The sequence below is a fragment of the Micromonospora sp. NPDC049060 genome (genome assembly GCF_040649055.1).
GTDB classification, from domain to species: Bacteria; Actinomycetota; Actinomycetes; order Mycobacteriales; family Micromonosporaceae; genus Micromonospora; species Micromonospora reichwaldensis.
In genome coordinates this window covers 40,303-65,440 of sequence record NZ_JBEZEV010000013.1, presented here as the reverse complement: position 1 = coordinate 65,440, position 25,138 = coordinate 40,303, and the positions used below count along the sequence as shown (strand labels likewise).

The window sequence follows — 25,138 nt, the reverse complement described above, 5'->3', positions numbered from 1 at the left end:
CATAGGCTCAGGTGCCACGCGTTAGCCGCGCGACAGTGCGTTGTACAAGTTCGACTTCTTCCTGTGCTTGCTTCAGTGTCTTCGCTGCCCAAACTTGCTTGTTGATGCAGTCGACTCGCCTGTCGTTCGCTTCGTAGCGAGTGCAGTCCGCTGCCAGCGCCATGCTGATGTTCTGTTGGAGCATCAGCGCATCGTGCTCCCGCTGTTGAGCACCGCTGTCAACAGCCCGGTTGGCGGGTTCTGGCGAGGACTGCAGGGTCACCGTCGCCATGGCGAGTAGCCCGGTCAAGAAGGCCACACCGACGGCGAACCATCCTGTTGTCCGAGCTGCTCCACGGGTGGCGCTCGCGTTGATCACCGCGCTCACTTCGGTGGCGCGGGCGGTGATGTACGCGGCCTGCGCCTCGGGGCTGATCGTGCGCTTCTTCGTTCGCCGACTCATCCTTTTCCTCCCGACGGAAGGATCTCACAACTCGGCAAGAGGGATGCCTTCGGTGTCAGTAAGATCTGTTGAGCGCGCTTGCTCCTAATTCCGCAGGCCGATGCAAGGTGGTGTCACTCCTGCTTGCGCGTCGGCAGGACGTACCGGGGTGCGCGCTCCCTCGATCCCGCCCGACTCGGCGCAGGCGGGTCAGGCGCTGTCCGTGACTTGGAGAACCTTCGGGAAGCGGCTCCAGCCATCAGCGAGCGACCACCGGAAGCCGTCCCCGCTGTTCCATGTACTGATCGCCCACACATGCGTGATCTCCGGCGGCAAGACCGGGGGCACGGTCGGAAGCGGTGCTTCGTTACGCATGAGGAGATCGACCACGGAGAACGGCGCGGTTGTGAAACCTGGGAAGATCACGAAGAGGTGCCGCTCCGGAACTCCGGACCGGGCAAGCTTCTGCAGATTGTCTGCCTGATCAGGTTCCGGAAGCCAGTCGCTGAACCAGGATGCAAGAGCATCTCCCGTGTCGGCCACCATGCCACCACTCTTCTCGTGGGGGAGTTGGATGGTCGGGTAGATGCTCCCTGGAAACTCCGTCCCTCCCTGGCCGGCGGTAACCACACCGAGGGCGTCAAGTTGCTGAGCAACTGGATGCAGGGGGCGGCGATGGCTCCGCACCTCCGTGATGCCGAGCCGTTCAAGCTCGGCCAGTAGCGACGGAAGCTCCGCCCGGACACGCTTCCCACGCGCAGACGGCAGCAAGCTGACGAACCAGCCGCCGACCAGTTGAGGCTCGATCCAACGCTGACCCTTGTTGATCAACTTCCACAGCGGTATCGACTCCGGATCCGCCGCTGAGGTGACCTCTACTGCCCCGAACCGCTGGCCGGACCGGATGAGATCGAGGTCATGCATGCCTGGCTTGGATCCGTCATCGTGCTGCTTGACCTCTGCGTCTCGCAGCGTTGCCTCGATGCATGCCTTGACCCATCGCTCTTCGCCCCGGAGCTTCGCCATGCTGGCAACTATCCCGCTGGATGGTTCATGCGTCGAGTCTGTATCTAGCAGAGGGCGGCCATCGCTCGGCCTTCTCGGCACCCTTGTTCGGTGCAGGACGTTGGTAGCCTGCTCGGATCCAGGATGACGTCGATCCCCTCCCGAGGCAGGCAGAGTGAACACCGCCCAGAAGATCACGGCTGGCATCGCACTCCTTGCCGCACTCGGTGTCGGTGCCCTGCTGCAAGCCTGGGTTACCCACCTTCTGCATCGGCGCGAGAGGAAGGTCAACATCGCTGACAAGTCGGTGCAGATGGCCGCGACACTGATGAACAGGATGGAAGCGGAGCTTGGACGTGCTCAAGAGGCGCTCGACAAGGCTGAGCGAGAAGCTCAAGAGCTGCGTGCGGAGCTGGCCGAAGTCGGGTCGATCAGCGAGCAGAGGGCTGCCCTCGCCGGCATGGATAGGACGTTCAGGGAGTCTGCCGTTCACCTACGCGGGGCGGCAGCCGCACTCGCCAAGTTGCAAGGCGAGGTGCGCGAGGTGCAGAACTCAGGCCGGATCGTGAGTCAGATCAGCATGTTCCCGAGTAGCCCACCGCCGGTAGATGAGGACGTGTGGGCGGAGATGGTCGACCAGCACGAAGAGGACGAGTACCGGCGCGGGGTCGGTAGGGGTGGGGGTTGACCCCTTGGGCCGAAACTCCCCGACCGCCTCGTCTTAGCGGCTGAGATCTTGCCACGGTTCCAAGGTTGTCGAACCGGGGGCATCTGGGCTCTGAGCAGGGCGGATGCCGAGTGAGCCTGTGTCGATACCTGCCACTGTTGCAAGGTCGACCAGCCGGAAACGCCAAGAGGCGGGGTGCCAGGATCACTCCCAGCACCCCGCCCCATCGTCGCTCGGTCAGCCGGCGATCCGGGCGACGGCGTCGACCTCGACCACCACGCGCACGCTGACCGTGCGGGAGTTGCTGAACTCCTGCCCCGGCTTGCCGGCCTCGGTGGTCGCCTTCTCGCTGACCACGCGGGCAGCCTTGACCCGGCCGATGCCGGCCGCCATCTCGCCGACCAGCTCGCCGACGCTGACCCGGGTGTACTCGTTGACCTCGGCGGCGCGGTACTTGCGAGACGACAGAGTGAACTCAACCCGCACTGTGCGCCGCTCCTGGTCGCCGTCGCGCTCCTGGTTGGTGACGGTCGCGTCGTCGAGCACGGCAGAGATGCTGCGGACGGTCACCGCGTAGAGCGGGTTGTCAGCGTTGTGGGTCACCTCGCCGCCCCGGCTGCCGATGTCGCTCGCGAGGTCGAGACCGAAGTCCCGCAGCGCCTTGCCGTCGACCTCGGCCGGCAGTGTCGGTACGTCCGGCTTGACGTTGGTCAGCCGGACATCGACCGTCACCCCGGCAGGGTTCGGGCTCGCGTGCGTGGCGACCAGGGCAGCGCCGCTCGCCTCGATGCCAGACAGACCCGCCAGCATCACAGCGCCGTCGACCGGGTTGCCGTTCGGCGTGACCACGGTGATGCCGACCCGGCCGGACATGATCCCCGTGGCGGGGTTGGTGGTGGTCGCGTTGGCCTGGTTCACGTAGACACCGGGCGCGCTGCGGTCGTCGGCGTTCACCGTTACCGACATGCCGAAGCAGCCGAAGGCGAACGGGTCAGCCTCGATCCGCTCGGCGACGAACCGTGCCAGCGTCGGCGAGTCGATCGCCTGAGCGGAGTCGAGCGCCATCTCAGCCGGCTTGATGCCCTTGCGGGCGGCACCGATCAGCAGTTCGGCGCGCTCGATGGCGAAGTGAGCGGCAGCCAGGTCGAGCGGGGAGATGGTGTCGTCGCCACGGGTCAGCCGGGTGATCAGCTCGGCGTGGGTTTCCTCGGCCTGCTCGTGCTCGGCCTGCCGCTGGTCGACCAGGGCCCGAGCCTCGGCCAGTCTCTCGGCGGCCTGCTCAGTGGCGGTCTTGGTATGGGTGGTCTTGGTCTTGATGGTGCTCACTGTTGATCACGCTCCTGTGCGTGTCGTAGGTACAGAGGGGGCGGGATGCAGGCACGCCGATGTGCCCGGTCTCCCGGGTGTTGCTGGTTGGGGCGGTGTTCAGCCGATCGGGGTCAGGCGCAACGAGGCGTGCCACAACTGCTTGGTGCGGTAGAGGCCGCACTCACGGGACAACGCCGGCTCATCCCGCCGACGTAGCCGGAAGAACAGACCCGCGTAGGTGGGATCGACGTAGCCCGGGTGGACCCGGGTGGATCCCTCCTCGGAGTACCGGAGGTCATCAGGGTCAAGGATGAGGTGACCCTCGTGGTGGTAGGTCGCGATGTTGATCGTGACGCGTGCCCACTGCCCGGACCTCGACAGGATCGGCACTTCCCTGGAGGGACGCCACATGATGGCCGGCACCGCGCCGGTCGCCCTGATCGGAGCGTGCCCGGCGGGCAAGCTGATGATCTCCCCGAGGTGGCTGTACGCGTTGTCGATGAGCTGCGCCGTCAGGATGGTTGGGTCAGCCGGCAAGGTGGTGGTCACTGCTGGACCTCGGCCACCGCAGCGTCCCGCCGGACGCGGCTGCTGACCTGGTTGCTGGCACGCTCGGCAGCCCGGCAAGCGAGCATCGCCCCGGACAGCTCGGCAGCCGCCTCGTCGATCTCAGGCGACCAGGTGAACGGGTACGCCTTGACCGACACCAAGGCAAGCCGGTGCTGAGCCTCCCGCAGCTCGACCCGTGCGACGGCAACGCGTTTGCGGTGTTCGTCAAGCTCGGGGTTGTTGGTGTTGAAGATGGCGGAACTCCCATCCGCTCGGGGCCCGTGGGTCGGGCCCGTTCATGTGCTCCTTCCTGTTGGGGTCTTCCTGGTGGTCGCCCCCTCCGGGGGCGTCTTCGTCTTGCCGGTGATCAGCTCGGCCGGTGACCTGTGATCGCCCCGGATGGGGCGTCATCTTCTCGCCGCTGCCTGGTCAGCCGGGAGCGCAGCGGCACGGCGCGCGTAGCGCACAGCGCCACAGGGCTACCGGCTGTTCGGTTGAGATCGAGGGTGTAGAAGAGAAGAGAGTACGTTTGCGTTTCCGCAGGTCAGAGCCCGGATGGCGAAGCCTCACAGGCTTCACATCGAAGCCTCACAGGCTTCACGCGGCCCCCGCCAGGCTTCGCGAGATCCCGTGTTCCTGGCAGGTGTAGGAACCCCTACCGCCCCGTTGGAAGATCCGTCGAGACACCACGAGGCACCGGGAGTTGGACTCGGGCTCGATGAGCCCCAGTTCCTTGGCCTTCCTGATCGCCTTGTCGAGTACCTGCCGGCTCGGCTCCTTGCCTCGCTCGTCGGCGAGGATCCGTCCCAGCGGCAACCCGTCGAACTTGCTGTGTCCGATGTTGTTGGCCCAGCCGATCGCGGCTGCCTCTACCCGATACATCAGCGAGTGCCGTGGGTCCTTGGCCTTCCGTCGCTGTGCTGCCTGGCTGAGTCCGCCCCAGTTGTCGCCGTTGAAGTTGATGGGCATCAGTCGGCGTCTTCCTGTTCGACCGGCAAGCCGACCGCGTCGAACAGGTCCCAGACTTCGCCCCAACCGAGGAGGAGGTACCGCGCCTCATCCATCGACTCGGGGTCGCCCTTGGCCTTCAACTCCCGGTAGTAGGCGTGGGCGTTCAGGGCCCGTCGGTAGGCGTCGGCCAGAGCGGGCAGGTTGAAGGTTGGTGGGACGCTCATCGGCCACCGCCCCAGACCGCGCCCAGCTCGATGGCGCGCAGCAGGCACAAGGGCAGGTAGCGGGACGTGGGTCCGTAGGTTCGGTGCATCCGGGCCGCCTCGGCTTCCGCTTCGGCGAAGGTCTCGGTTCTGATGCCGGTGTCGCGGTAGCCCTCGGATCGGGTCCACTCGGCGACCAGGTACCGGGTCACTGGGTCACCACCTGGTGGTGAGTCGCGGTGAGCAGTCCACGCAGCCGGGCGCGTTGGTCAGGGGTCAGGGGTGGCGCGGCCTCGGCGATGCGCCGGGCGATCTCGCGCAGTTTGTCGGTCAGGTTGATCACCTACCTTCGTGATGCGACCCCGCCGGTCGGGGTCCTCATCGCGCCTCCCTTCGTCGTTGTCTGCTTCCGGCTACGGCCGCCGGTCGCCTGTCTGTGCGCGGGTCGCATCGCGCCGTCTCGCTCGCCGAGGACGTTCCTCGGGTCGTGGCGTAGTTCGTCGCTGCGTCGGTCCACGCTGGTTGACCCGCCTCGCAGTGGGCCGGGTCGCACGATCTTGAGTTGTCCACTTCCAACGCAGGGCAGTCAGCCCCACATGAACCACTCTACCTCATCCAACTCTGGGTTGTCAGCACGAAGCTGAGTGGCGTGAGGCACACGCCTGACAGTCCGGGACTGGCAAGCCTGGGTTGGATGTGGCAGGCTGTGCGGCATGAGCGCGGCGAAGAAGATCACGAAGACGAAGACGGAAGCCGGCTGGACCGTCACCGCAACGTGGGAGATCGGGGAGGATGGGCCGATCTCCACGGGACCATCCTCGGTATCGGTGACGCTGGCACCGGACGCTGATCCGAAGGTGAAGGTGCGCGGGTACACGACCGGGGTAGCGCGCCGGGTGGAGAGGCTGATCTCTGACATGCAGACCGAGGTGGTCGGCCAGCCCGAGGCGACGCACCTCTCGGGGATCTCTGCGCGTGCCCTGAGAGACGCCGTTGCCGAGATGCCGGACAGCCCGCGCAAGGGGCCGGACGCCTACTACCGGGGACTGCTCGAACTGTTCGACATGCTGGACGCATCCGGGCACCCTGCCCCGATCAACGTCCTGTCGGACCGCCTCGGGGTGCCGAAGCAGACGATCAAGACGCAGCTTGCTACAGCACGCCAGCGGTACCGCTCGACCACATGACTCCGTACGACGAAGCGCCCCGGTCGCCCGTGATGAGTGCCAGGGCTCCGTCGTTGTGTGGCTCACGCGTCGTCAGCGACTTCATCAGCAAGGGGTGCGTCGGGCACCTGTTCCTGTCCCGCCTTCACCCACGAGATGATCCGGCACCGGCACTTCCCGTACACCTCACCCCGAACCACGTCACCAACTTGGACACGATGCGCAACTTCATCTACGAGCCGCTGGGCCTGCGCATGGAGCTGTGTCGGAGCCGGTGGGTCGGCGTGTCCAGGCTCGTCGGCAGCGAATTCGGACCCGGAAGCCACGCCGGTATTCTGTCGAACAAGCGTACGAAGGTGCACTCCGACACGCAGATCACGCGTACGGCTCGCTAAGGTGTTCCCGGCGCACGAAACGGACTGATCTGGTCTCCGAGATCGAGGCCGGTACGGATCGCCCCGACGGCCGGGGGACGGTCCCCCGGACCCAAGATGTCGGGGAGGAACGGCGAGTGACCATGCGCCGCAAGAGGCCTTCGGGCCCGAGGAGGAACCGGCGGACCAACGCCAACCGGTGGCGGGACGTCGGGGAGTGGGTGGCACTGGCACTGAAGGTGCTCACCTGCGCCATCGGCCTCGTGGTGATGTTGGCCGAAAAGGGGTGTGGACCCGTCTGACCTGATCAGTCAGAAGGGCCCACACTCAACGGGAGGGCCTCCGCCTTGCGGCCTCGGAACCTGGGGCGGGGGTCTTCCTCTCATCAAGTGACACTTGAAACCGTCAAGAGGCACTTGATGACATCTACCGTTCGCAGACTACCCGGCCGCCTGTAGATGCATAACACGGTGTTGCCTATCTTGCCGTCGAGTGTGCGTACCTGCCTGATGGCCCTGCTACTCGGTCACTACCTCGGCGACAACGAGCAGCTCTCGCAACGCCTCGGCCGCCTGCTCGATGCTCGGCTGAGAGATGATCGGCTCTCGTCCGTACAGACCGATGACCGGTCGTCCGTCCGCCGTGGTGCCGACGTGCATGGTCCCGCCGTCGTCATCCTCGGTCGGTTCCCAGCCTCGCCGGTTGAGATCCCTGATGGCGTGATCCCACCCGGCAGCTTGCAGGCTGACCGAACCGGCTGGGGGCTCGATGTCGTCGGCGACCAGGGGGAGCACCAACAGACCCTCGCCGGTCATCGGGTCGAGGTAGGCAACGTGGTCGGCGTAGGTGATGGTCTCGGTCACTGACTGATCCTCTCTGCGGACTGGCTCCCTGCCCAGCGGGCAAGGTCTTCACGGTCGTACACATCGACGCCGTTGCGCCGGTTTCGCGGTAGCGGCACGTCACCTACTCGCCGCTGTGCTCTCTTCTTGGTGGCCTCGTACGACCAGGGAAGTACACCCGTAGCGCATGCCTCCTTGAGCGTGAGCCTGTTGTCCCCGCAGGGCTTGATAGACGCGCTGACCAGGGAAGGGGACACGTCCGGGGACATCGCCAGCGTGCGTGCCTCTGAGGCGGTCAGGTAGGCCACCTGCGTCTCGGTCACCTGGTCGCCGATGACCACCTGCCACCGGCCACGCACCCGAGATGCCCGGGGCATGGCTGCCTGCGGAGCGAGCATCTTCCACGCGTTGGCGGTGTACCGGGCGAGGCAGCGAACCCCGAAGTTCTCGCGGCTCTCCGGTCCGCCGATCGCTCGGGCGGTGAGCATCTGAGCCACGCCGATCACGTTGACCTTCGCCGCCCGCCCCATGAACAGCAGTTCGCCCAGCGCCGACACGGCAGGGGATCGCTTCGGGTCTCCCTTCTCTCGGTTGTCCGCCCACCAGTTGGTGAGCTGCGTCAGGGTCGCGTTCAACTCCTCACAGATGACCAGCACCCGAGGGCCGGGGTTCCACCCGTCCTCCTCGTGGAAGGCGAGGGTGTTCCGCTCGTCGGCAAGAGCAGCCAACCGCACCAGGGCGTGATGCATCTGTCCCGGCTTGGTGCAGTAGTCGACCCCGTCCAACCCGAGGGCCCAACGGTGCGAGCCCTTCCGGTCGAGGATGACCACCCGGCCGCCACGACGGAGCACCTGCACCGCGACCAGCTCGGCGAGCACGCTCTTGCCCGCGCCGGTCCCGGCGCTGATCGCGATGTGCGGGGAGTCGTCGTCGAGGCTGATCGTCACCGGCCGATCGCCCGCACCCTGCCCGAGGTAGAACACGGCGTCATCGCACGGCATGTGCTCGGCGACCTGGTCGACACCAACCCGGGCCGGGGGACGCTTGCGCACGGTCCAGGTAGCCCGCACCCGAGGGCCAACCTGGTGCCACGTCTCGACCAGGTCGGCAACGGGGATCTTGCTGCCGATGATCGCCGACACCAACTGCCGCTGTTCCTTGGTCAGATACGGGGTGTCTGCGGTCAGCTCGATGCGCGGGCCCTGGTCGCCATCGACCGGGCGACGGAACAAGGCCAGCTTGGACGTGACCGGCTCGGCCTTGCGCTGCACCGACCAGGCTGCCCGCTGAGCACGCTCGGGAAGCCACCGGATCACCGGCTCTACCCGCTCGCCGTACCAGGCCCGTACTGCTATCTCTGCCGGTGACAGCGGCTTGGCCAGCCGGGGAGTGAGGTTGCCCAACGAGGGGTCAACGTGCAGGCGTACGCCGGTCTGCAACCCGAGGGCGGGAGCAAGGGCAGCCAGGGTCGGGGTGACGTACTCCCGGTTGAACCGGCGCATGCTGAACCGGCGACGCACTCGCCAGCCGGTGACGGCAACGGCAGTGCCGAGCACCCCGCCAGCCTGCCCGGGGTAGACCGCAGCCATGACGGCCGCGACCGGAACCCCGAGGCGTACGGCTTGACGCTGCCAGCCGGCCAGCCTGCCCGGTCCCCGGTGGCGGTACGGGTAGCCAGGCTTGCCGCTGAGCGGCCTACCGGAGACGTACCGGTAGGCCACCCGCGACACGGTGTGCTTGCGCCGCAGCTTGCGGAGAGCCCGATCCAACTCGGTCACTGCTCGCTCCCCTCGTGCGACAGGTGAGCAAGGGCAGCGGCCATGCCGAGCACCGCGACGGGCAGGCAGGCAACAAGGGTGGTGATCCACCAGGGGGCGGACTCGATGCCCGCAGCGACCAGTAGGTGATAGGCGACCTGACCGAGCGCGCCCACCAGCAGAGACCCGATGGCGGACCACTTGGCGAACCGGCGGGCCCGGGGCGGGACCATGCCCGAGAGCCAGGCTCGCAGGGCGTACGCGGCGTAGACCTCGACGCCGATCGGCAGGGTGATGGCGGTGTTGAGGCTGAACCCGTCGGCGATGCCGGGCAGGGGGTGGACCACCCCGAACCCGGTGAGTCCGCCGAGCCCAACCCACCCGGACCAGATGGCCACGAACGCGGGCAGGGCGATCAGGATGACCGGCCAGGTAGCCAGCCGGCGAGGCTTGCTGGCAGCGGGGGAGGGCTCGGCCGTGACCGGCGGGTGTCCGACCTGGTCGACCTCGGGCAACGGCTCGGCGACCTTCTCGGTCGGCAGGATCAGCGGAACCGGGGTGGTGTCGATGGGCGGAACCGGCGGAACCGGGGCGGGCTCGGCGTACTCCCACGGGTCAGAGGTGGGCTCGGTCTCGATGTCGTCGGGCAGGGTGATGGGCTCGGCGACCAGGGCCAGCCGGACAGCCTGAGCCTTGGGCGCACCCACCTTGAACTCACGCATGATCCGGTTGCGGGAGGGGATCTCGCCGAGCCTGTCAGCCAGGTCCCGGACAGCGGGGAGCAGGTCCCCGACGGAAGCCGGGTAGGCGCTGGGAGCGGTGGCGGTGGTCATCGGTTGATCAACTCCCGGCGGGCGGTGGGGACGGAGGGAACGTCAGAGAGGTGGGCGATGTCGTCGGCAACCTGGCTGCCGTGCTGGTCGACCAGCAGGCGAGCGATGACGAACGGCGAGAGCATCGCCACGGGTCCGCCGATGAGAACCAAGGCCAGGGCGTGAGCGGCAGTGGCGTTCATCGGCCACCCGCCAGAGCCTCGGAGCGGCACGCGCCGCAACGGTGGGCGGGCATCCCTCGGTGCTTCGGGCACTGCGCCATGTCCCGCTGAACGGGCAGGGCAGCGCCGGTGAGAGCGCGAGGGGTGAAGGTCTTCTTGCCGTTGATCTTCGGAGAGATCTCTCCCGCGCTTGCGCGGTAGGACGGTTCTTGATGGTTCAAGGACGGTTTGTAGGAAGCTTGCTTCCGGTCGGTGCGGAAGCCTGCTTCCGGCCGCTCAACGCTGTGCTTCCGGTCGGTCGGTACCGGGCGGAAGTCTGCTTCCGGGCGGTTATCCACAGGCTCGGGAACCTCGGTCGGGCGACCGGGCTGCGGCTCGGCGAACGGGTCAAGAGCAACCGGAACGGTCCGCCGACGCTCCATCGCGAGATCCCACACCACCGGCCGCCGGTCGGTCGGCAGGTGGAAGACGTGCCGCTGATCGCCACGCCGGATGATGCCGAGCCGTTCCAGCGTCGCCAGGTCGGTACGAACCGAGCGGGTCGACTTGCGGGAGTAGTGGGCGAGCCGTTCCTGAGACGGGTACGCGGCTCGGCCGTTGGCGTGCGCGTGGTTGGCGAGACCGATCAGCACAGCCAGGCAGGCGGGGGGTACGTCAGGCGCGTCGTTCAACGCCCACGAGACAGCCTCTACACTCACAGCGGGCGGACCTCCTGTGTCCGTCAAGAGCCCGGATCACAGGTGTTGGCGCACCTGCCGGGCTCGTTTCTACTCACCTCCCTAAGTCGCGTTCACTGGCTCCAACGTGGCCATCGTCGTCGGGGCGGTGCTGCTGCTGGCCCGGTGGGCGCGGGCCGGGCCGTGGCTGGCCGCCGGGCTCTGCGGGCTGGCGCTGGTGGGCTTCGTCATCCTGGTCCGTCCCTCGCCGAGCGTGGTACGCGCCGCCACCATGGGCGCCATCGGGCTGGCGGCGTTGGCGGCCGGGCGCCCCCGGGCGGCGCTGCCCGCCCTCTCCGCCGGGGTGGCCGTGCTGGTGCTGGTCGACCCGGAGCTGGCCGGCGACGCCGGCTTCGCGCTCTCCGTGCTGGCCACCGGCGGCCTGCTGCTGCTCGCCCCGAGGTGGCGCGACGGGCTGCGTCGGCGCGGGGTGCCGGCCGGGCTCGCCGAGGCGCTGGCCGTGCCGGCGGCCGCGCAGCTCGCCTGCGCCCCGGTGGTGGCCGGGATCTCGGGCACGGTGAGCCTGGTTGCCGTGCCGGCCAATCTGCTGGCGGTGCCGGCCATCGCGCCCGCCACGGTGCTCGGGGTGCTGGCGGCGGCGGTGTCGCCCGTCTGGCCGGCGGGGGCGGAGTTCGTCGCGTGGCTGGCCAGCTGGCCGGCCTGGTGGCTGGTCATGGTGGCGCGGCACGGCGCGCGGCTGCCGGCGGGCACGCTGCCGTGGCCGGGCGGGGTGCCGGGGGCCCTGCTGCTGGCCGGGCTGACCGTCGCGCTGCTGGTGGCCACCCGGCACCCGGTCGTACGCCGGCTGGTGGCGGTGGTCGTCGTCGCCGTCGTGGCCGGCACGCTGCCTGTACGGCTGGCCGCCCCCGGCTGGCCCCCGGCGGGCTGGGTGGTCGCCGCCTGCGCGGTCGGCCAGGGCGACACCGTCGTGCTGCCGGTGGCGGCCGGCCGGGCGGTGGTGGTCGACGCCGGGCCGGACCCGGGGGCGGCGGACGGCTGCCTGCGTCGGCTGGGCGTACGGGAGGTCGCGCTGCTGGTGGTCAGCCACTTCCACGTCGACCACACCGGCGGCGTGGCGGGCGTGTTCCGGGGTCGACCGGTGGGCGCCGTGCTCACCCCGCAGTGGTCCGAGCCCGCCGCCGGGCGGGAGTTGGTCCTCGCCGAGGCCGCGGCGCACTCCGTCGACGTGGTGGCGGGCGCGGCCGGGTGGCGGTACCGGGAGGGTGGCGTCGAGTTCACCGTCATCGGCCCGCCCCGCCCGTTGCGCGGCACCCGGTCGGATCCCAACAACAACTCGCTGATGCTGCTCGCCACGGTCTCCGGCGTACGGATCCTGCTCGCCGGGGACGCCGAGACCGAGGAGCAGCGGGCGCTGCTGGACGGCACCTCGCCGGGCGGCCTGCGGGCCGAGGTGCTGAAGGTCGCGCACCACGGGTCGGCCTACCAGGACCCGGCCTTCCTGGACGCGGTGCGTCCCGTGGTGGCCCTGGTGCCGGTGGGGACGGGCAACACCTACGGGCATCCCAATCCGGCGGTGCTCGGGCGGCTGGTCCGGGGCGGGGCGCGGGTGCTGCGTACCGACACGGAGGGGGACGTGGCGGCGGTGCTCGGCCGGGCCGGCCTGGGGGTGGCGACACGAGGCACGCCGCCGGGCCGACAACGGTAGGAATCGACGCCGATTATCGGCTTTAGCGGCGTACTGAGGTAAATGTCTGGATTTGCGCTGAGTGCGGGCTCCGCAACCGGAGTGCCGACGAGCAGACTGGATCCAACCGCCGGCCGTGCGAATATGGGCGGCGTGACCGCCGCCAGCTTCGCTCCTATTCTGCTCGTCCTCGGCGACGAGGAGCTGCTCGCCACGCGTGCGGTCACCGAAGCCGTCGCGAAGGCCCGCAGCGTCGACCCCGACGTGGACGTCCGCGAATACCAGGCGGGGGCCCTCGTCGTCGGCGAGATCGCCGAGATGCTCAGCCCGTCCCTCTTCGGCGGGCGACGGGTGCTCGTGCTGCGCGCCGGCCAGGACGCCCGCAAGGACCTGGTGGCGGCTCTGCTGGCGTACGCGAAGAATCCCGACCCGGACGTGCAACTGATCGTGCTGCACCTCGGCGGGGCCAAGGGCAAGGCGTTCGCCGACGGGCTGAAGGCGGCCGGGGCGACGGTGGTGCCGGCGGCAAAGCTCAAGGGGCCCGGCGCGCACCGGGACCGGGTGGCCTTCGTCCGGGACGAGATCCGCCGGGCCGGCGGGAAGTGCACCGACGACGCGGCCGAGGCGCTCATCGCGGCGGTCGGCAACGACCTGCGCGAGCTGGCCGCCGCCTGCTCCCAGCTGATGGCCGACACCGACGGCCGCATCGGCGCCGACACGGTCTCCCGCTACTACCGGGGGCGGGTCGAGGTGACCGGCTTCACCGTCGCCGACGCCGCGATGGTGGGCGACGTGCCGGCGGCGCTGGAGGCGTTGCGCTGGGCGCTGCACGTGGGGGTCGACCCGGTGCCGATCGCCGACGCGATCGCCGACGGCGTACGCACCGTGGCCCGGGTGGCCGCCGCTGGCCGGGGCGACCCCTTCCAGTTGGCGAGCAGCCTCGGCATGCCGGCGTGGAAGATCAGGTCCGCTCAGCAGCGGGCCCGTGGCTGGACGCCCGAGGGGCTGGTCGAGGCGATGCGGGCCGCGGCCGAGTGCAACGCGGCCGTCAAGGGCGGCTCGGACGACCGCGCGTACGCGCTGGAGCGGGCCGTGTTCTCGGTCGCCGCCGCCCGGCAGGGTGGCGCCCGGTGAGCGGAGCACCCCGCGGCTCGTGGGCCACGATCCCCGCCGACGAGGAGCGGTACCGTCCGCTCTACGCGCGCCTGCTCCGGCTGCGCTTCGTCAACCCGGGCGGGGTGCTCTGCTTCCTCTTCTTCGAGGGCACCGTCGCGCTCGCCGCGCTGCTCGCCCTCGCCGAGCTGGTCACCTGGTGGTCGGTGCTCGTCCTGCCCGCCACGGTGGCCGCGATGGTGAAGCTCAACGACATGGTGGCCGCGATGGTGGTCCGCACCGCCGCCCTCGTGCCCGAGCAGGAACGGGACCGCTTCCGCCAGCAGATGGAGCCGGTGGTCGGGCGGGCCAGGGTCGACTGGGTCGCGCACACCGTGCAGGGCATCGTCGTCACGGCGTCGCCGGTGCCGCACGCCGCGCGTGCCGTACGCGACCGGCAGATGTACCTGGACGCGCAGCGCGGCACGGGGGAGCGCGACGGTGGCCGCGCGGACGCCGAGTTCGGCCCGCAGCGCGCCCACCCCGATCCGCTGGGCTGACGACCCGCCACCGGTCACGGCGATCCGACGACCGACCCGCCGGCGACCGATCGGTGCCTGGCAGGCCGTGGCGCACCCGGTGTCGCCCCGCTTGAGATCTTGGAAGGAAACGGCCCCGGTGAGGGCCCGTTCCCGCCAAGATCTGCTGTGCGACCGACGGCGAGCCACGAAGAGCCGCAGCGAACGACGCCAGGGCACGGCGGACGACGGGCGTCCGCAGCGCGGCGCGTGAAACGCAGACAGCCGGAAGCCCCGGGTCGTGCCCGGGGCTTCCGGTCAGGTCTGAGGTCGCCTCGTCAGGCGGAGAGCGACACCACGCGCCGGGCGATCGCGGACTTGCGGTTCGCGGCCTGGTTCGAGTGGATCACGCCCTTGCTGACCGCCTTGTCCAGCTTGCGCGAGGCGTCCCGCATGAGGATGGTGGCCTTCTCGACGTCACCGGCCTCAGCGGCCTCGTTGAACTTCCGGACGGCGGTCTTCAGCGACGACTTGACCGACTTGTTACGCAGCCGGCGCTTCTCGTTCTGCCGGTTGCGCTTGATCTGGGACTTGATGTTCGCCACGCGACAGCCTCGTCTTGATAGCTCGGGTTGGTCTGCATTCCGCGCGCGACGAGCATGCGTCATCGCTGCGCGAAGAGCCAGGTTACCAGGTCGCCCGGGACGAGCCAAAACGGCTCGGTCCCCGCCCTGGTCGGCGCCGCGGGCATGGCACCACGGCGAGCGGTCGTGGGCATGCCACAACGCGGCGAGCGGTCCGGTCAGGTCCAGCCCTGCCGGCGGGCGAGCCAGCCGAGTGACTGCTCGCCGCTCCACCGCTGGTGCGCCGGCAGGTGCGGCGACGCGGTACCGGGCGCCGAGGCGGCGGTGGTGAGGAAGTAGCCGGACAGGGCGGCGAGGCTGGCGTCCAGCGCGTCGGGAGGTGCGCCGGCCGATGCCGGGTGCCGGGCGAAGAGCGCGTCGGCGTCCAGGCCGTCGGCGTACGCGGTGAGCAGGAGGGTCACCAGGTCGAACCAGGGCGGCCCCTGGCAGAGCCACGTCCAGTCGCAGAACCAGGCCCGCCCCGCCCCGTCGATCAGCACGTTGTCCAGCCGCAGGTCGCCGTGGATCAGGCCGGTGGCGCCGGCGGCGTACGCGGGGAGACGGGACTCCAGCGCGACCAGCTCGGGCAGGCGGTCCCGGAGCGGCGTGGGCAGCGGCGGTGCCGGCTCCCGGCCGGCGGCCACCTCGCCCCACCAGAGGATGTCGTCGCGGGCCAGGTCGGCGAGGTGGGGCAGCCCGAGTTCGCGCAGCCCGGCCGGCGCACCGGCCAGCGCGGCGGCGACGTCGGCGTACCCGGTCAGGGTCGCGGTCAGCTCGGTGGGGTCCCAGGGCAGCCGGGGCGTGTGCCCGTCGACGGCGTCCAGGCAGAGCGCGAACCAGCCGGCCTCGTACAGGGTCCACCGGGGGCGGGGCGCCGGCAGTCCGGCCGGGAGCCGGTCGAGGATCGCGGCCTCCCGGGCGTACCAGTCGACCAGCCGCGGTTGCGCGGCGGTGGCCGCGGCCTTGACGAAGGCCCGGCCCCCGGCGGCGGTGCGGAGCACGGCGGCGAAGCCGCGGGTGAAGCCGGCGCCGGCGACCCGGGCCGCGACCACGGGCGCGCCGAGTCGGTCGCCGATGGCGGTACGCAGCGCCGCCGGCAGCGTCGCCCACTCCGGCCGACGGGCGGTCGCGTGGTACGGCACGGGCGGCGGGGACGTCGGGGTCACGCCACCATGCTGCCGGGTGGCGGGCCGGCCCGCACCGCCTCTGCGCCCGGCGCCCGCGACCCGCCGTGCCTGCCGTGGCGGGGCGGGAGCGGCGCGCGGTCTGCCAGACTGCCAGGCCATGAGGACCGACGACTTCTGGCAGTTGATCGACCGGGCCCGGGCCGGCGGCGGGGGAGAGCCGCACGCGGTCGCCGCGCGGGCCGTCGCCCTGCTCGCCGAGCGCGACCCGGAGGACATCGTCGGGTACGCCCGCCACCAGGCGCGGGTGCTGTCCGCCTCGCACAAGGTCGACCTCTGGGGCGCCGCCTACCTGATCAACGGTGGCGTGTCCGACGAGGGCTTCCACCACTTCCGGGGCTGGCTGATGACCCAGGGGCGCGAGGTGTTCGCACGTGCCGTCGCCGACCCGGACTCGCTGGCCGGGCTGTCCCAGGTGCGGGCGGCCTCGCTCAGCGGTGAGGAGTTCTCAGCCGCCGGGATGCTGGCGGCGCCGTGGGACGCGTACCGCCGGGTCACCGCCGCCGAGCTGCCGGCGGACCCGGAGCCGGCGCCGGTGCCCGACCTCAACGACTTCTGGGACTTCGACGACGAGGAGGAGGCGAAGCGGCGGCTGCCCAGGCTCGCCGCCCTCTTCGTCGAGCCCCCCGCCGAGTGACCCCGCTCGGCCCTCCGCCGCTCGGCGCGACACCGGGCGCGGTGCGCCAGGCGACGCTGGGCGAGGCGGCGCTCGCGGGGTGGTCCCGGCGGCGGGGATCGCCCGCGCAGCGGACGCGCGGCGGCGACGTGGGAGCATAGAGGGGGCCGGCGACGTGCCGGCCCGCTCACGTCAGCCGATCAGAACGGACCGCTGTGCCACCGACGCTCGATTCCGGCGCGAACGCTCCTGGTGCCACCGACCCGGCGCGCATCCGGAACTTCTGCATCATCGCCCACATCGACCACGGGAAGTCGACCCTGGCCGACCGGATGTTGCAGCTCACCGGCGTGGTCGACCCCCGGCAGATGCGTGCGCAGTACCTCGACCGGATGGACATCGAGCGCGAGCGCGGCATCACGATCAAGAGCCAGGCCGTCCGGATGCCCTGGACCATCCGGGAGGGCGACCGGACCGGCGAGACCGCCGTGCTCAACATGATCGACACCCCGGGCCACGTCGACTTCACCTACGAGGTGTCCCGGTCGCTGGCCGCCTGCGAGGGCGCGGTCCTGCTTGTCGACGCCGCGCAGGGCATCGAGGCGCAGACCCTGGCGAACCTCTACCTGGCGCTCGAGAACGACCTGCACGTCATCCCGGTGCTCAACAAGATCGACCTGCCGGCCGCCCAGCCGGAGAAGTACGCGGAGGAGTTGGCGCACCTCATCGGCGGCGACCCGGCGGACTGCATCAAGGTCTCCGGCAAGACCGGCGAGGGCGTGCCGTACCTGCTCGACGAGATCGTCCGGCAGTTCAAGCCACCGGTCGGCGACGCGGAGGCGTCCGCCCGCGCCATGATCTTCGACTCGGTCTACGACGTCTACCGGGGCGTGGTCACCTACGTCCGGGTCATCGACGGGCGGATCAGCGCCCGCGACCGGATCAAGATGATGTCCACCGCCGCCGTGCACGAGCTGCTGGAGATCGGCGTCATCTCGCCCGAGATGGTGAAGGCCGACGCGCTCGGCGTCGGCGAGGTGGGTTACCTGATCACCGGCGTGAAGGACGTCCGCCAGTCCCGGGTGGGTGACACGATCACCATCAACTCGCGGCCGGCGAAGGAGGCCCTCGGCGGCTACAAGGACCCGAAGCCGATGGTCTACTCGGGCCTCTACCCGATCGACGGCTCCGACTACCCCAACCTGCGCGAGGCGCTGGACAAGCTCAAGCTCAACGACGCCGCGCTCGACTACGAGCCGGAGACGTCGGGCGCGCTCGGCTTCGGCTTCCGGTGCGGCTTCCTCGGCCTGCTGCACCTGGAGATCATCCGGGAGCGGCTGGAGCGCGAGTACAACCTCGACCTCATCTCCACCGCGCCGAACGTGGTCTACCGGGCCATCACGGAGGACGGCGAGGAGATCGTCGTGACGAACCCGAGCGAGTACCCCACGGGCAAGATCGCCGAGGTGTACGAGCCGGTCGTGCGCGCCACGGTGCTCACCCCGAACGACTACGTCGGCGCGGTGATGGAGCTCTGCCAGGGCCGCCGGGGCAGCCTGCTCGGCATGGACTACCTCTCCGCCGACCGGGTCGAACTCCGTTACACGCTGCCCCTCGCGGAGATCATCTTCGACTTCTTCGACCAGTTGAAGAGCCGCACCAAGGGCTACGCCTCGCTGGACTACGAGCCCTCCACCGAGCAGGCGTCCGACCTGGTGAAGGTCGACATCCTGCTGCACGGTGAGCCGGTGGACGCGTTCAGCGCGATCGTGCACAAGGACAAGGCGTACAACTACGGCGTCACGATCGCGGCCAAGCTGCGCAACCTGATCCCGCGCCAGCAGTTCGAGGTGCCGATCCAGGCGGCGATCGGCAGCCGGGTGATCGCCCGGGAGACCATCCGGGCGATCCGCAAGGACGTGCTCGCCAAGTGCTACGGCGGTGACATCAGCCGCAAGCGCAAGCTGCTGGAGAAGCAGAAGGAGGGCAAGAAGCGGATGAAGATGGTGGGCCGGGTGGAGGTCCCCCAGGAGGCCTTCATCGCCGCGCTCTCCTCCGACTCCGGCGACGGGAAGGCCCCCGGCAAGAAGTGACCCGCCGCCGGTGCGTCCGGCGGATGACGACGTACGACGGCCGGCGCCCCGGCCGGGCTGCGGACCCTCGGTGGTCCCGCCCGCCCCGGGGCGCCGGCCGTTCGCGTTGAAGGAATTTTTCGGCCCCGTGGCCCCGCGCTCCGCTCGCCGGGCAGAAGGGCGCCACCTGCGCGAATGATCGCGCGGGTGTGGTCGCCGCCTGTGCGCCATTGATGTACGACGTCGTCTTCGTCGGTCGAACCGGTTTGGGTTTTCTGCGGGTCGGGAACTTAGCGGTCACGACAGGAACACCACAGACAGTGGAACTGATTCTTTTTGAAGGAGGAGGGCGACGTGGAGCTCACCGTTTGGGGCATCGTCACTGCGCTCATCGTTGGTCTTATCATCGGCGCTCTGGGTCGCCTGCTCGTGCCGGGCCGCCAGAACATGCCGATGTGGCTGCACATGCTGATCGGTGTCGGCGCCGCGCTGCTGGGCACCGTGCTGGCCCGGGCGATGGGTATCGCCACGGAGACCGCCGGTGTCGACTGGGGCGAGCTGCTGGTCCAGGTGGTGCTGGCTGCGATCGCCGTGGCGCTGGTCGCCGGTGTGGGTCGTCGCCGCAGCGTCACCCACCGGTAATCCCCGTACCGCTCGACGGGCGTCCGACCGCACAGGTCGGGCGCCCGTTTCGCGTACGCCGCGGGGCCCTTCGCGGGCAGTCCGGGGCGTCTGTCCGCCCGGTCCCGGCCGGACCCGGCGGCGCTGCGGCGGTGCCGGAAGTCCGGTCTGGAGCGTGCCGAACCGGTGCCCCAGAAAAGCGGTTTGGAATTTCGGCGGGTCGGGAACTTAGCGGTCACGACAGGAACACCACAGATCGTGGAACTGACTTTCTCAAGGAGGAGGGCGACATGGAGCTCACCGTTTGGGGCATCGTCACTGCGCTCATCGTCGGTCTCATTGTCGGCGCTCTGGGTCGCCTGCTCGTGCCGGGCCGCCAGAACATGCCGATGTGGCTGCACATGCTGATCGGTGTCGGCGCCGCGCTGCTGGGCACCGTGCTGGCCCGGGCGATGGGTATCGCCACGGAGACCGCCGGTATCGACTGGGGCGAGCTGCTGGTCCAGGTGGTGCTGGCTGCGATCGCCGTGGCGCTGGTCGCCGGTGTGGGTCGTCGCCGCAGCGTCACCCACCGGTAATTCCCGTACCGCTCGACGGGCGTCCGACCGCACAGGTCGGGCGCCCGTTTCGCGTACGCCCCGATCGTCTGGGTGCGCCCGGTTTCGCCCCTGCGGCCGGCCGCGCGTGACCGACCCGCTGCGGTACCGTCGCCTCTCTTTCGCCAACCGCCCACTGTCGTAAAGGAATTTTTCCTACTAAGGTGCGGCGGAGAAGGTTAGTGCCAAGCGGCGCGAGGGAGATGTGGCGTGAACAGGTGGAAGCGGCTGGCTCCGGTCACCGCCGTCGTGGCCTCGGCCGCGATGGTCCTGGCCGGTTGCGGTGGCTCGGATGACGACAAGGCCGCCGACAACAGCAAGCTGACGGTCTGGATGATGGGCGAGGGCAGCGAGGCGCAGACCAAGTTCCTCGACGGCGTCGAGACCGAGTTCCGGCAGAAGCACCCGGACACGGACGTGGTGGTCCAGTACATCCCCTGGCTCGAGGCGCCGAAGAAGTTCCAGGCCGCGCTCGCCGGTGGCGAGGGGCCGGACATCACCGAGCTGGGCAACACCGAGACCCAGGGCTGGGCGGCGCAGGAGGCGCTGGCCGACGTGACCGACCGGATGAACGGCTGGACCGAGGGCAAGGACCTCCTCCCCGACCTGGTCAAGAACGCCCAGCTCGACGGCAAGCAGTACGGCGTTCCGTGGTACGCCGGCGTCCGGGGGATGTACTACCGCGCCGACTGGTTCGCCGAGGCGGGCGTGAAGCCGCCGACCAACTGGGACGAGCTGGTCGCCGCCGCCAAGACCGTGCAGGCCAAGAAGCCGGGCACCTACGGCATCGCGCTGCCGGGCAACTCCGAACTGCCCTTCTACTCGTTCCTGTGGGGCGCCGGCGCGGAGATCGCCACGCAGCAGGGCGACTCCTGGAAGTCGGGCTACAACACGCCCGAGGCGCAGAAGGCCGTCAAGTTCTGGACCGACCTGGTGACCGTGCACAAGGTGGCCCCGCCGGCCGCCGCGGGCTGGAACGAGATCGACGCCCGGACCCAGTTCGCCACCGGCAAGGCGGCGATGGCCTTCGGCGGCAGCTGGCAGCAGGGCGCCATCAAGAAGGACAACCCGGAGATCGAGAAGGTCTGGGGTACGTTCCCGATTCCCGGCCCCGACGGCAAGGCGGCACCCGGCTTCGCCGGCGGCTCCGACGTCGCGATCTGGAAGGACAGCGAGCGGCAGGATCTCGCCTGGGACTACCTGACCGTGCTGGTGAACAAGAAGAACGACCAGGCCTTCGCCGACAGCCTCGGCTTCTTCCCGGTCTACAAGGACCTGGTCGGCGGCGACAAGTACGCCAACGACAAGATCATGTCGGCGTTCGCCACCACGATGCAGAACACCAAGCTCACGCCGCTCACCCCGAAGTGGGTGGAGGTCAGCCGGACCAAGACGGTGACCCAGGCGATGAACAGCTCGGTCATGAAGGGTCAGAAGACGGTCGAGAAGGCTACCGCCGACGCGGCCGCGGAGATGGAAAGCATCCTCAACGCCAAGTGACCACGCTGACCGAGGCGCCGGAGACGGCCGCCGCGCGGGAGACCCCCGCGCGGCGGCGTCGCCGGGTGGACCGCCTGCCCTACCTGCTGCTCCTGCCCTGCCTGGTGATCATCGGCGTGCTGCTGCTCTGGCCGCTCGGCCAGGTGGTGGTGATGTCCTTCCACCAGCTCAACAACGTCCGACAGTTGCGCGGCGACCGTGAGTGGCCGTGGGTGGGCTTCGGCAACTACGCCGAGATCCTCAGCGATCCGTTCTTCCTGACGGTGCTGCGCAACACCGTGCTCTTCGCGGTGGCCAACGTCGTGCTCACGATGGTCCTGGGCACCCTGGTCGGGCTGCTGCTCAACCGGCTCGGCAAGAAGATGGCCGCATTCGTGGCCAGTTGCGTGATGCTCGCCTGGGCCACCCCCGCGCTGACCGGCACGATCGTCTGGAAATGGATCTTCGACGACACCAGCGGCCTGGTCACCTGGTTGTTCAACGCGCTGCCCGACGGGCTGTCGCAGAGCCTCTTCGGGCGCAGCGACTGGACGGGCTACGGCTGGTTCAACTCGCCGCTGCTGTTCTTCTCGATCCTGACGCTGGTGGTGGTCTGGCACTCGTTCCCGTTCATCGCGGTCAGCGTGCTCGCCGGCCTGAAGAGCGTGCCGAGCGAGCTGCACGAGGCGGCCCGGGTCGACGGGGCCGGACCGTGGAAGGTGTTCTGGAAGATCACCTTCCCGCTGCTGCGGCCGGTCTTCGGGATCCTGATCGTGCTCTCCACGATCTGGGACTTCAAGGTCTTCACCCAGCAGTTCGTGCTGGCCGGCGGCACGCAGGACCGGCCGACGTTCATGCTCTCCATCTACTCGTACGCGGAGGCGTTCTCACCCCCGCCGAAGTACGGTCTCGGCGCCGCGATCGCGGTGATCCTCACCCTGATCCTGCTGGTGGTGACCGGCCTCTACGTCCGCATGGTGCTCAAGCAGGAGGAGGACGCGTGACGCGACGCGGAGGCGGCGGGGGCGCGAAGCGACTCGCGCTCAACGGCGCGGGGCTGCTGGTGGCGCTCTTCGCCGCGTTCCCGGTCTACTGGATGATCGCGACCTCGCTGAAGCCGAGTTCGGAGATCTTCTCGTCCACCCCCCGGCCGGTGCCCACCGAGCCGACCCTGGAGCACTACCGGCAGATCCTCACCGGGAACCTGATCCCGGGCGTCACCTTCGGCGACTTCTTCCTCAACAGCGCGCTGGTCGCGGTCTGCACCGTGGTGCTCAGCGGGCTGGTGGCGCTGCTGGCCGCCACCGCCGTGGCCCGGTTCCGGTTCAAGCTGCGGACGACCTTCCTGATCATGCTGCTGATAGTGCAGATGATCCCGCTGGAGGCGCTGGTCATCCCGCTGTTCCTGATGATCCAGCGGCTCGGGCTCTACAACACCCTGCCGAGCCTGATCCTCACCTACCTCGGCTTCTCGCTGCCGTTCGCGGTGTGGATGCTGCGCGGCTTCGTCGCCGCGGTGCCCAAGGAACTGGAGGAGGCCGCCGCCATCGACGGGGCCAGCCGGGCGCAGATCTTCCGCAAGGTCCTCTTCCCGCTGGTGGCGCCCGGGCTGGTGGCCACGAGCATCTTCTCGTTCATCACCGCTTGGAACGAGCTGATCTTCGCGCTGACCTTCATCAACGACCAGGAGAGCTACACCCTGCCGGTCGCGATGACGTTCTTCTTCGGTCGCGACGACACCGCCTGGGGCCCGGTGATGGCCGCGTCCACGCTGTTCACCCTGCCGGTGATCATCTTCTTCCTGCTGGTGCAGCGGCGGATGGTCTCCGGGCTGGTGGCCGGCGCCGTCAAGGGCTGACCCCGCACGCGTCGGGGCGGTCTGCGGGGCGGGCTAGGCTGGCCGCCATGACGGGCAGGCTGGCTTCGGTGAACCTCGGCGGCGTGACCGAGGCGGAATGGGCGGGCGACGCGAGCGGTCGCAGCGGCATCGACAAGCGGCCGGTCGGCGGCCCGGTGCTGCTGCGCGTGGACGGGGTGGCCGGCGACTTCATCGGCGAACGCGCCCACCACGGCGGTCCGGAGCAGGCGGTCTACGCGTACGCCGAGGAGGACGCGTCCTGGTGGGCGGGGGAGATGGGCCGCAGCATCCGCCCCGGCGGCTTCGGGGAGAACCTGACCACGTACGCGGTGGACGTGACAGGTGCCGTCATCGGCGAGCAGTGGGCGGTCGGGTCGGCGCTGCTCCAGGTGACCAAGCCGCGCACGCCGTGCACCACCTTCGCCGGCTTCTGGGGCGTACCCGACCTGATCAAACGGTTCACGGTACGGGCGACGCCCGGGGCGTACCTGCGGGTGCTGCGCGAGGGGGAGGTCGGCGCGGGGGACCCGGTCGAGGTGGTGGACCGGCCCGCGCACGGGGTGACGATCGGCGAGGTGTTCCGGGCCCTGAGCCTGGAGCCTGAGCTGCTGCCCCGGCTGCTCGACGCGCCCGACCTGCCGGACGGGGTCCGGGAGAAGGTGCGCCGCCGGCTCGCCGGCCGGAGCTGACGGCGGGCGGGTGAACGGGAACGGGCCCCGTCCCGTGGGGGAGGGGGCCCGTCCGACGTCGGCTCGGCGCGCGCCAGGTGACCGGCTCAGCGCAGCCAGGGCACGTTGCGGTCGAGCAGGCCGCGCTGCTTGAGCTCCTTGCGCAGCGGGATCTCGTCGTCGATGTAGCCGTCCCAGTTGATGCCCCAGTAGTTGGCGGTGTGGGTGCCCTCACCGCAGAGCTGGCGCTGCACCGGCGTGCGGTTGGCCCACCACTCGCCGTCCTTGTCGATGTGCAGCTCGTCCAGCGGCCGGATCCACCGGTAGGTGTAGCCGACGAAGAGCATCTTGCGGGTGATGGTCGACAGGTTGGTGGACCGCGAGTGCCACTGGCGGCGGTCGAAGATGAAGGCGTCACCGGGGTTGGCGGTGATCTCCACCGTGCCCTCCGGGTCCGGGTTGTGCACGGAGGTGTCCGCCGGGCGGGGCAGCGAGTTCCACAGGTGGCTGCCCGGGATCACCTTGGTGGCGCCCCGGCCGTTCTCCGACAGGTCGGAGAGGACGTAGGCCACCTTGAGCGAGAACATCGGCCGGGGCAGGTTCGGGTCCATCGTCTCCGGGTCGGAGTTCTGCCGGTAGCCGTCCTGGTGCCACCCCCAGTAGGGCTTCTCCGGCTCCGCAGCCGGCGGGGTGACGTCCAGGTGGTTGTGGTGGGTGTAGATGTTCCAGCCGGCCAGGCCCCACATGTACGGGAAGGCGATCGGGTGGGTCAGCAGGTCGCCGAAGAGCTCGTCGCGCTCCAGGAAGCCCAGCAGGTGCAGGGTGCCGTCCTTGGTGGTGGTGCCCTTCGCCTTCTCCTCGGCGTAGACGCGGTCGACCGCCGCCTCCAGCGCCGCCCGGTGGTCCTCCGTCAGGACGTTGCGCAGCAGGAGGAAGCCCTGCTCGTGGAATTCCTTGCGGTCGGTGTCACTGATCGGTTCGTAACCGGTCCGGTCGCCGTAGTCGAACACTTCGACGTACCCCTCCCCATGAGGCGAAACCATTGCTGGCACAGGCCGCCGATCGTAACCCGCTGGTTCCGAGGCGGGGTACTGCCCAGCACGATATGCGACCGTTGTCCGGACTGTGGGGAGCGGCGCGGTGACGAAAAGTCACAGTCGGGTGGCGAGACGGGACTTATCACCGGTAATGCCGGTTTGCGCGGTGACTGCCG

At 69.7% G+C, this 25,138-nt stretch carries 29 protein-coding genes and 1 pseudogene; 13 read left to right on the top strand and 17 right to left on the bottom strand.

The window, feature by feature from the left end:
• Positions 1–7: 7 nt before the first annotated feature.
• Both AB0B83_RS08585 and AB0B83_RS08580 read right to left on the bottom strand, forming a co-directional pair.
• Positions 8–442, bottom strand: coding sequence for a hypothetical protein (locus AB0B83_RS08585; RefSeq protein WP_357577625.1), 435 nt, complete (start codon positions 440–442; stop codon positions 8–10).
• A 189-nt stretch (positions 443–631) separates the two neighbouring features.
• Positions 632–1,447 (bottom strand): hypothetical protein, encoded by an 816-nt coding sequence (locus AB0B83_RS08580; RefSeq protein ID WP_357577624.1) that lies wholly within the window; start codon positions 1,445–1,447, stop codon positions 632–634.
• 154 nt (positions 1,448–1,601) lie between these two features.
• On the opposite strand from AB0B83_RS08580, the gene AB0B83_RS08575 reads away from it, so the two are divergent.
• On the top strand, positions 1,602–2,114 hold the full coding sequence (locus AB0B83_RS08575; protein ID WP_357577623.1) for a hypothetical protein: 513 nt from the start codon (positions 1,602–1,604) through the stop codon (positions 2,112–2,114).
• 216 nt (positions 2,115–2,330) lie between these two features.
• Here the strand turns inward: AB0B83_RS08575 and AB0B83_RS08570 are convergent, their stop codons facing one another.
• From AB0B83_RS08570 to AB0B83_RS08540, 7 genes are all read right to left on the bottom strand, one after another.
• On the bottom strand, positions 2,331–3,419 hold the full coding sequence (locus AB0B83_RS08570; RefSeq protein ID WP_357577622.1) for a hypothetical protein: 1,089 nt from the start codon (positions 3,417–3,419) through the stop codon (positions 2,331–2,333).
• Positions 3,420–3,518: 99 nt separating this feature from the next.
• Positions 3,519–3,950, bottom strand: coding sequence for a hypothetical protein (locus tag AB0B83_RS08565; RefSeq protein ID WP_357577621.1), 432 nt, complete (start codon positions 3,948–3,950; stop codon positions 3,519–3,521).
• On the bottom strand, positions 3,947–4,111 hold the full coding sequence (locus AB0B83_RS08560) for a hypothetical protein (protein WP_357577620.1): 165 nt from the start codon (positions 4,109–4,111) through the stop codon (positions 3,947–3,949). The genes AB0B83_RS08565 and AB0B83_RS08560 overlap by 4 nt, the downstream gene beginning before the upstream one ends.
• 436 nt (positions 4,112–4,547) lie before the next feature.
• On the bottom strand, positions 4,548–4,919 hold the full coding sequence (locus tag AB0B83_RS08555; protein WP_357577619.1) for a hypothetical protein: 372 nt from the start codon (positions 4,917–4,919) through the stop codon (positions 4,548–4,550).
• Positions 4,919–5,125, bottom strand: a complete 207-nt coding sequence (locus AB0B83_RS08550) for a hypothetical protein (RefSeq protein WP_357577618.1) — start codon at positions 5,123–5,125, stop codon at positions 4,919–4,921. The genes AB0B83_RS08555 and AB0B83_RS08550 overlap by 1 nt, the downstream gene beginning before the upstream one ends.
• The gene (locus AB0B83_RS08545) at positions 5,122–5,316 is read right to left on the bottom strand and encodes a hypothetical protein (RefSeq protein WP_357577617.1); all 195 of its coding nucleotides are present in this window, start codon (positions 5,314–5,316) and stop codon (positions 5,122–5,124) included. Before AB0B83_RS08545 ends, AB0B83_RS08550 begins: the two co-directional genes overlap by 4 nt.
• The gene (locus AB0B83_RS08540) at positions 5,313–5,447 is read right to left on the bottom strand and encodes a hypothetical protein (protein WP_357577616.1); all 135 of its coding nucleotides are present in this window, start codon (positions 5,445–5,447) and stop codon (positions 5,313–5,315) included. Before AB0B83_RS08540 ends, AB0B83_RS08545 begins: the two co-directional genes overlap by 4 nt.
• Positions 5,448–5,817: 370 nt before the next feature.
• Here AB0B83_RS08540 and AB0B83_RS08535 point away from each other — a divergent pair, with 370 nt between their 5' ends.
• The gene (locus tag AB0B83_RS08535; protein WP_357577615.1) at positions 5,818–6,291 is read left to right on the top strand and encodes a hypothetical protein; all 474 of its coding nucleotides are present in this window, start codon (positions 5,818–5,820) and stop codon (positions 6,289–6,291) included.
• An 871-nt stretch (positions 6,292–7,162) separates the two neighbouring features.
• Here the strand turns inward: AB0B83_RS08535 and AB0B83_RS08530 are convergent.
• Genes AB0B83_RS08530 through AB0B83_RS08510 form a run of 5 tightly spaced genes read right to left on the bottom strand, consistent with a single transcriptional unit; the run spans position 7,163 to position 10,869 of the window.
• Positions 7,163–7,507 (bottom strand): hypothetical protein, encoded by a 345-nt coding sequence (locus tag AB0B83_RS08530; protein ID WP_357577614.1) that lies wholly within the window; start codon positions 7,505–7,507, stop codon positions 7,163–7,165.
• A complete protein-coding gene (locus tag AB0B83_RS08525) occupies positions 7,504–9,264 on the bottom strand; it encodes a type IV secretory system conjugative DNA transfer family protein (RefSeq protein ID WP_357577613.1) in 1,761 nt (586 codons plus the stop codon). The genes AB0B83_RS08530 and AB0B83_RS08525 overlap by 4 nt, the downstream gene beginning before the upstream one ends.
• Positions 9,261–10,076: an ABC transporter permease gene (locus tag AB0B83_RS08520; protein ID WP_357577612.1), complete on the bottom strand. Its 816-nt coding sequence runs from the start codon at positions 10,074–10,076 to the stop codon at positions 9,261–9,263. The genes AB0B83_RS08525 and AB0B83_RS08520 overlap by 4 nt, the downstream gene beginning before the upstream one ends.
• Entirely contained in the window at positions 10,073–10,258 is a 186-nt protein-coding gene (locus AB0B83_RS08515; RefSeq protein WP_357577611.1) for a hypothetical protein, read from the bottom strand. Before AB0B83_RS08515 ends, AB0B83_RS08520 begins: the two co-directional genes overlap by 4 nt.
• Entirely contained in the window at positions 10,255–10,869 is a 615-nt protein-coding gene (locus tag AB0B83_RS08510; RefSeq protein WP_357577610.1) for a helix-turn-helix domain-containing protein, read from the bottom strand. The genes AB0B83_RS08515 and AB0B83_RS08510 overlap by 4 nt, the downstream gene beginning before the upstream one ends.
• A 160-nt stretch (positions 10,870–11,029) precedes the next feature.
• Between AB0B83_RS08510 and AB0B83_RS08505 the strand changes: the two are divergent.
• The 3 genes and pseudogenes from AB0B83_RS08505 to AB0B83_RS08495 form a co-directional block, all read left to right on the top strand.
• Positions 11,030–12,619 (top strand): annotated as a pseudogene (locus AB0B83_RS08505) (ComEC/Rec2 family competence protein); the annotation flags it as partial.
• A 123-nt stretch (positions 12,620–12,742) separates the two neighbouring features.
• The gene (gene holA, locus AB0B83_RS08500; protein ID WP_357577609.1) at positions 12,743–13,732 is read left to right on the top strand and encodes a DNA polymerase III subunit delta; all 990 of its coding nucleotides are present in this window, start codon (positions 12,743–12,745) and stop codon (positions 13,730–13,732) included.
• Positions 13,729–14,250, top strand: coding sequence for a hypothetical protein (locus AB0B83_RS08495; RefSeq protein ID WP_357577608.1), 522 nt, complete (start codon positions 13,729–13,731; stop codon positions 14,248–14,250). The genes holA and AB0B83_RS08495 overlap by 4 nt, the downstream gene beginning before the upstream one ends.
• A 296-nt stretch (positions 14,251–14,546) precedes the next feature.
• On the opposite strand, the gene rpsT is transcribed toward AB0B83_RS08495, so the two are convergent.
• Positions 14,547–14,813, bottom strand: a complete 267-nt coding sequence (gene rpsT / locus AB0B83_RS08490; protein WP_132240425.1) for a 30S ribosomal protein S20 — start codon at positions 14,811–14,813, stop codon at positions 14,547–14,549.
• Positions 14,814–15,010: 197 nt separating this feature from the next.
• Complete coding sequence (locus AB0B83_RS08485; RefSeq protein ID WP_357577607.1) at positions 15,011–15,997, bottom strand: aminoglycoside phosphotransferase family protein; 987 nt, start codon at positions 15,995–15,997, stop codon at positions 15,011–15,013.
• A gap of 118 nt (positions 15,998–16,115) precedes the next feature.
• Here AB0B83_RS08485 and AB0B83_RS08480 point away from each other — a divergent pair, with 118 nt between their 5' ends.
• The 8 genes from AB0B83_RS08480 (at position 16,116) to AB0B83_RS08445 (ending at position 23,946) form a co-directional block, all read left to right on the top strand.
• A complete protein-coding gene (locus tag AB0B83_RS08480) occupies positions 16,116–16,652 on the top strand; it encodes a DUF4240 domain-containing protein (protein ID WP_357577606.1) in 537 nt (178 codons plus the stop codon).
• A gap of 194 nt (positions 16,653–16,846) precedes the next feature.
• Positions 16,847–18,724, top strand: coding sequence for a translation elongation factor 4 (gene lepA / locus AB0B83_RS08475; protein ID WP_357577605.1), 1,878 nt, complete (start codon positions 16,847–16,849; stop codon positions 18,722–18,724).
• Positions 18,725–19,057: 333 nt separating this feature from the next.
• Entirely contained in the window at positions 19,058–19,345 is a 288-nt protein-coding gene (locus AB0B83_RS08470) for a GlsB/YeaQ/YmgE family stress response membrane protein (RefSeq protein WP_151452805.1), read from the top strand.
• A gap of 269 nt (positions 19,346–19,614) precedes the next feature.
• Positions 19,615–19,902: a GlsB/YeaQ/YmgE family stress response membrane protein gene (locus tag AB0B83_RS08465; RefSeq protein ID WP_132240420.1), complete on the top strand. Its 288-nt coding sequence runs from the start codon at positions 19,615–19,617 to the stop codon at positions 19,900–19,902.
• A 228-nt stretch (positions 19,903–20,130) separates the two neighbouring features.
• Positions 20,131–21,420 (top strand): sugar ABC transporter substrate-binding protein, encoded by a 1,290-nt coding sequence (locus AB0B83_RS08460; RefSeq protein WP_151452807.1) that lies wholly within the window; start codon positions 20,131–20,133, stop codon positions 21,418–21,420.
• On the top strand, positions 21,417–22,403 hold the full coding sequence (locus tag AB0B83_RS08455; RefSeq protein WP_132240418.1) for a sugar ABC transporter permease: 987 nt from the start codon (positions 21,417–21,419) through the stop codon (positions 22,401–22,403). Before AB0B83_RS08460 ends, AB0B83_RS08455 begins: the two co-directional genes overlap by 4 nt.
• A complete protein-coding gene (locus AB0B83_RS08450) occupies positions 22,400–23,257 on the top strand; it encodes a carbohydrate ABC transporter permease (protein ID WP_311413787.1) in 858 nt (285 codons plus the stop codon). The genes AB0B83_RS08455 and AB0B83_RS08450 overlap by 4 nt, the downstream gene beginning before the upstream one ends.
• A gap of 47 nt (positions 23,258–23,304) precedes the next feature.
• Positions 23,305–23,946 (top strand): MOSC domain-containing protein, encoded by a 642-nt coding sequence (locus AB0B83_RS08445; protein WP_151452810.1) that lies wholly within the window; start codon positions 23,305–23,307, stop codon positions 23,944–23,946.
• 86 nt (positions 23,947–24,032) lie between these two features.
• On the opposite strand, the gene AB0B83_RS08440 is transcribed toward AB0B83_RS08445, so the two are convergent.
• On the bottom strand, positions 24,033–24,935 hold the full coding sequence (locus tag AB0B83_RS08440) for a phytanoyl-CoA dioxygenase family protein (RefSeq protein WP_357577604.1): 903 nt from the start codon (positions 24,933–24,935) through the stop codon (positions 24,033–24,035).
• Between the last annotated feature and the right edge of the window lie 203 nt (positions 24,936–25,138).

Bases quoted from the DNA above. Each gene is read 5' to 3' on its own strand.
- AB0B83_RS08585 (WP_357577625.1), bottom strand. From the start codon at position 442: ATGAGTCGGCGAACGAAGAAGCGCACGATCAGCCCCGAGGCGCAGGCC.
- AB0B83_RS08580 (WP_357577624.1), bottom strand. From the start codon at position 1,447: ATGGCGAAGCTCCGGGGCGAAGAGCGATGGGTCAAGGCATGCATCGAG.
- AB0B83_RS08555 (WP_357577619.1), bottom strand. From the start codon at position 4,919: ATGCCCATCAACTTCAACGGCGACAACTGGGGCGGACTCAGCCAGGCA.
- AB0B83_RS08550 (WP_357577618.1), bottom strand. From the start codon at position 5,125: ATGAGCGTCCCACCAACCTTCAACCTGCCCGCTCTGGCCGACGCCTAC.
- AB0B83_RS08535 (WP_357577615.1), top strand. From the start codon at position 5,818: ATGAGCGCGGCGAAGAAGATCACGAAGACGAAGACGGAAGCCGGCTGG.
- AB0B83_RS08520 (WP_357577612.1), bottom strand. From the start codon at position 10,076: ATGACCACCGCCACCGCTCCCAGCGCCTACCCGGCTTCCGTCGGGGAC.
- AB0B83_RS08515 (WP_357577611.1), bottom strand. From the start codon at position 10,258: ATGAACGCCACTGCCGCTCACGCCCTGGCCTTGGTTCTCATCGGCGGA.
- holA (WP_357577609.1), top strand. From the start codon at position 12,743: ATGGGCGGCGTGACCGCCGCCAGCTTCGCTCCTATTCTGCTCGTCCTC.
- AB0B83_RS08480 (WP_357577606.1), top strand. From the start codon at position 16,116: ATGAGGACCGACGACTTCTGGCAGTTGATCGACCGGGCCCGGGCCGGC.
- AB0B83_RS08465 (WP_132240420.1), top strand. From the start codon at position 19,615: ATGGAGCTCACCGTTTGGGGCATCGTCACTGCGCTCATCGTCGGTCTC.
- AB0B83_RS08445 (WP_151452810.1), top strand. From the start codon at position 23,305: ATGACGGGCAGGCTGGCTTCGGTGAACCTCGGCGGCGTGACCGAGGCG.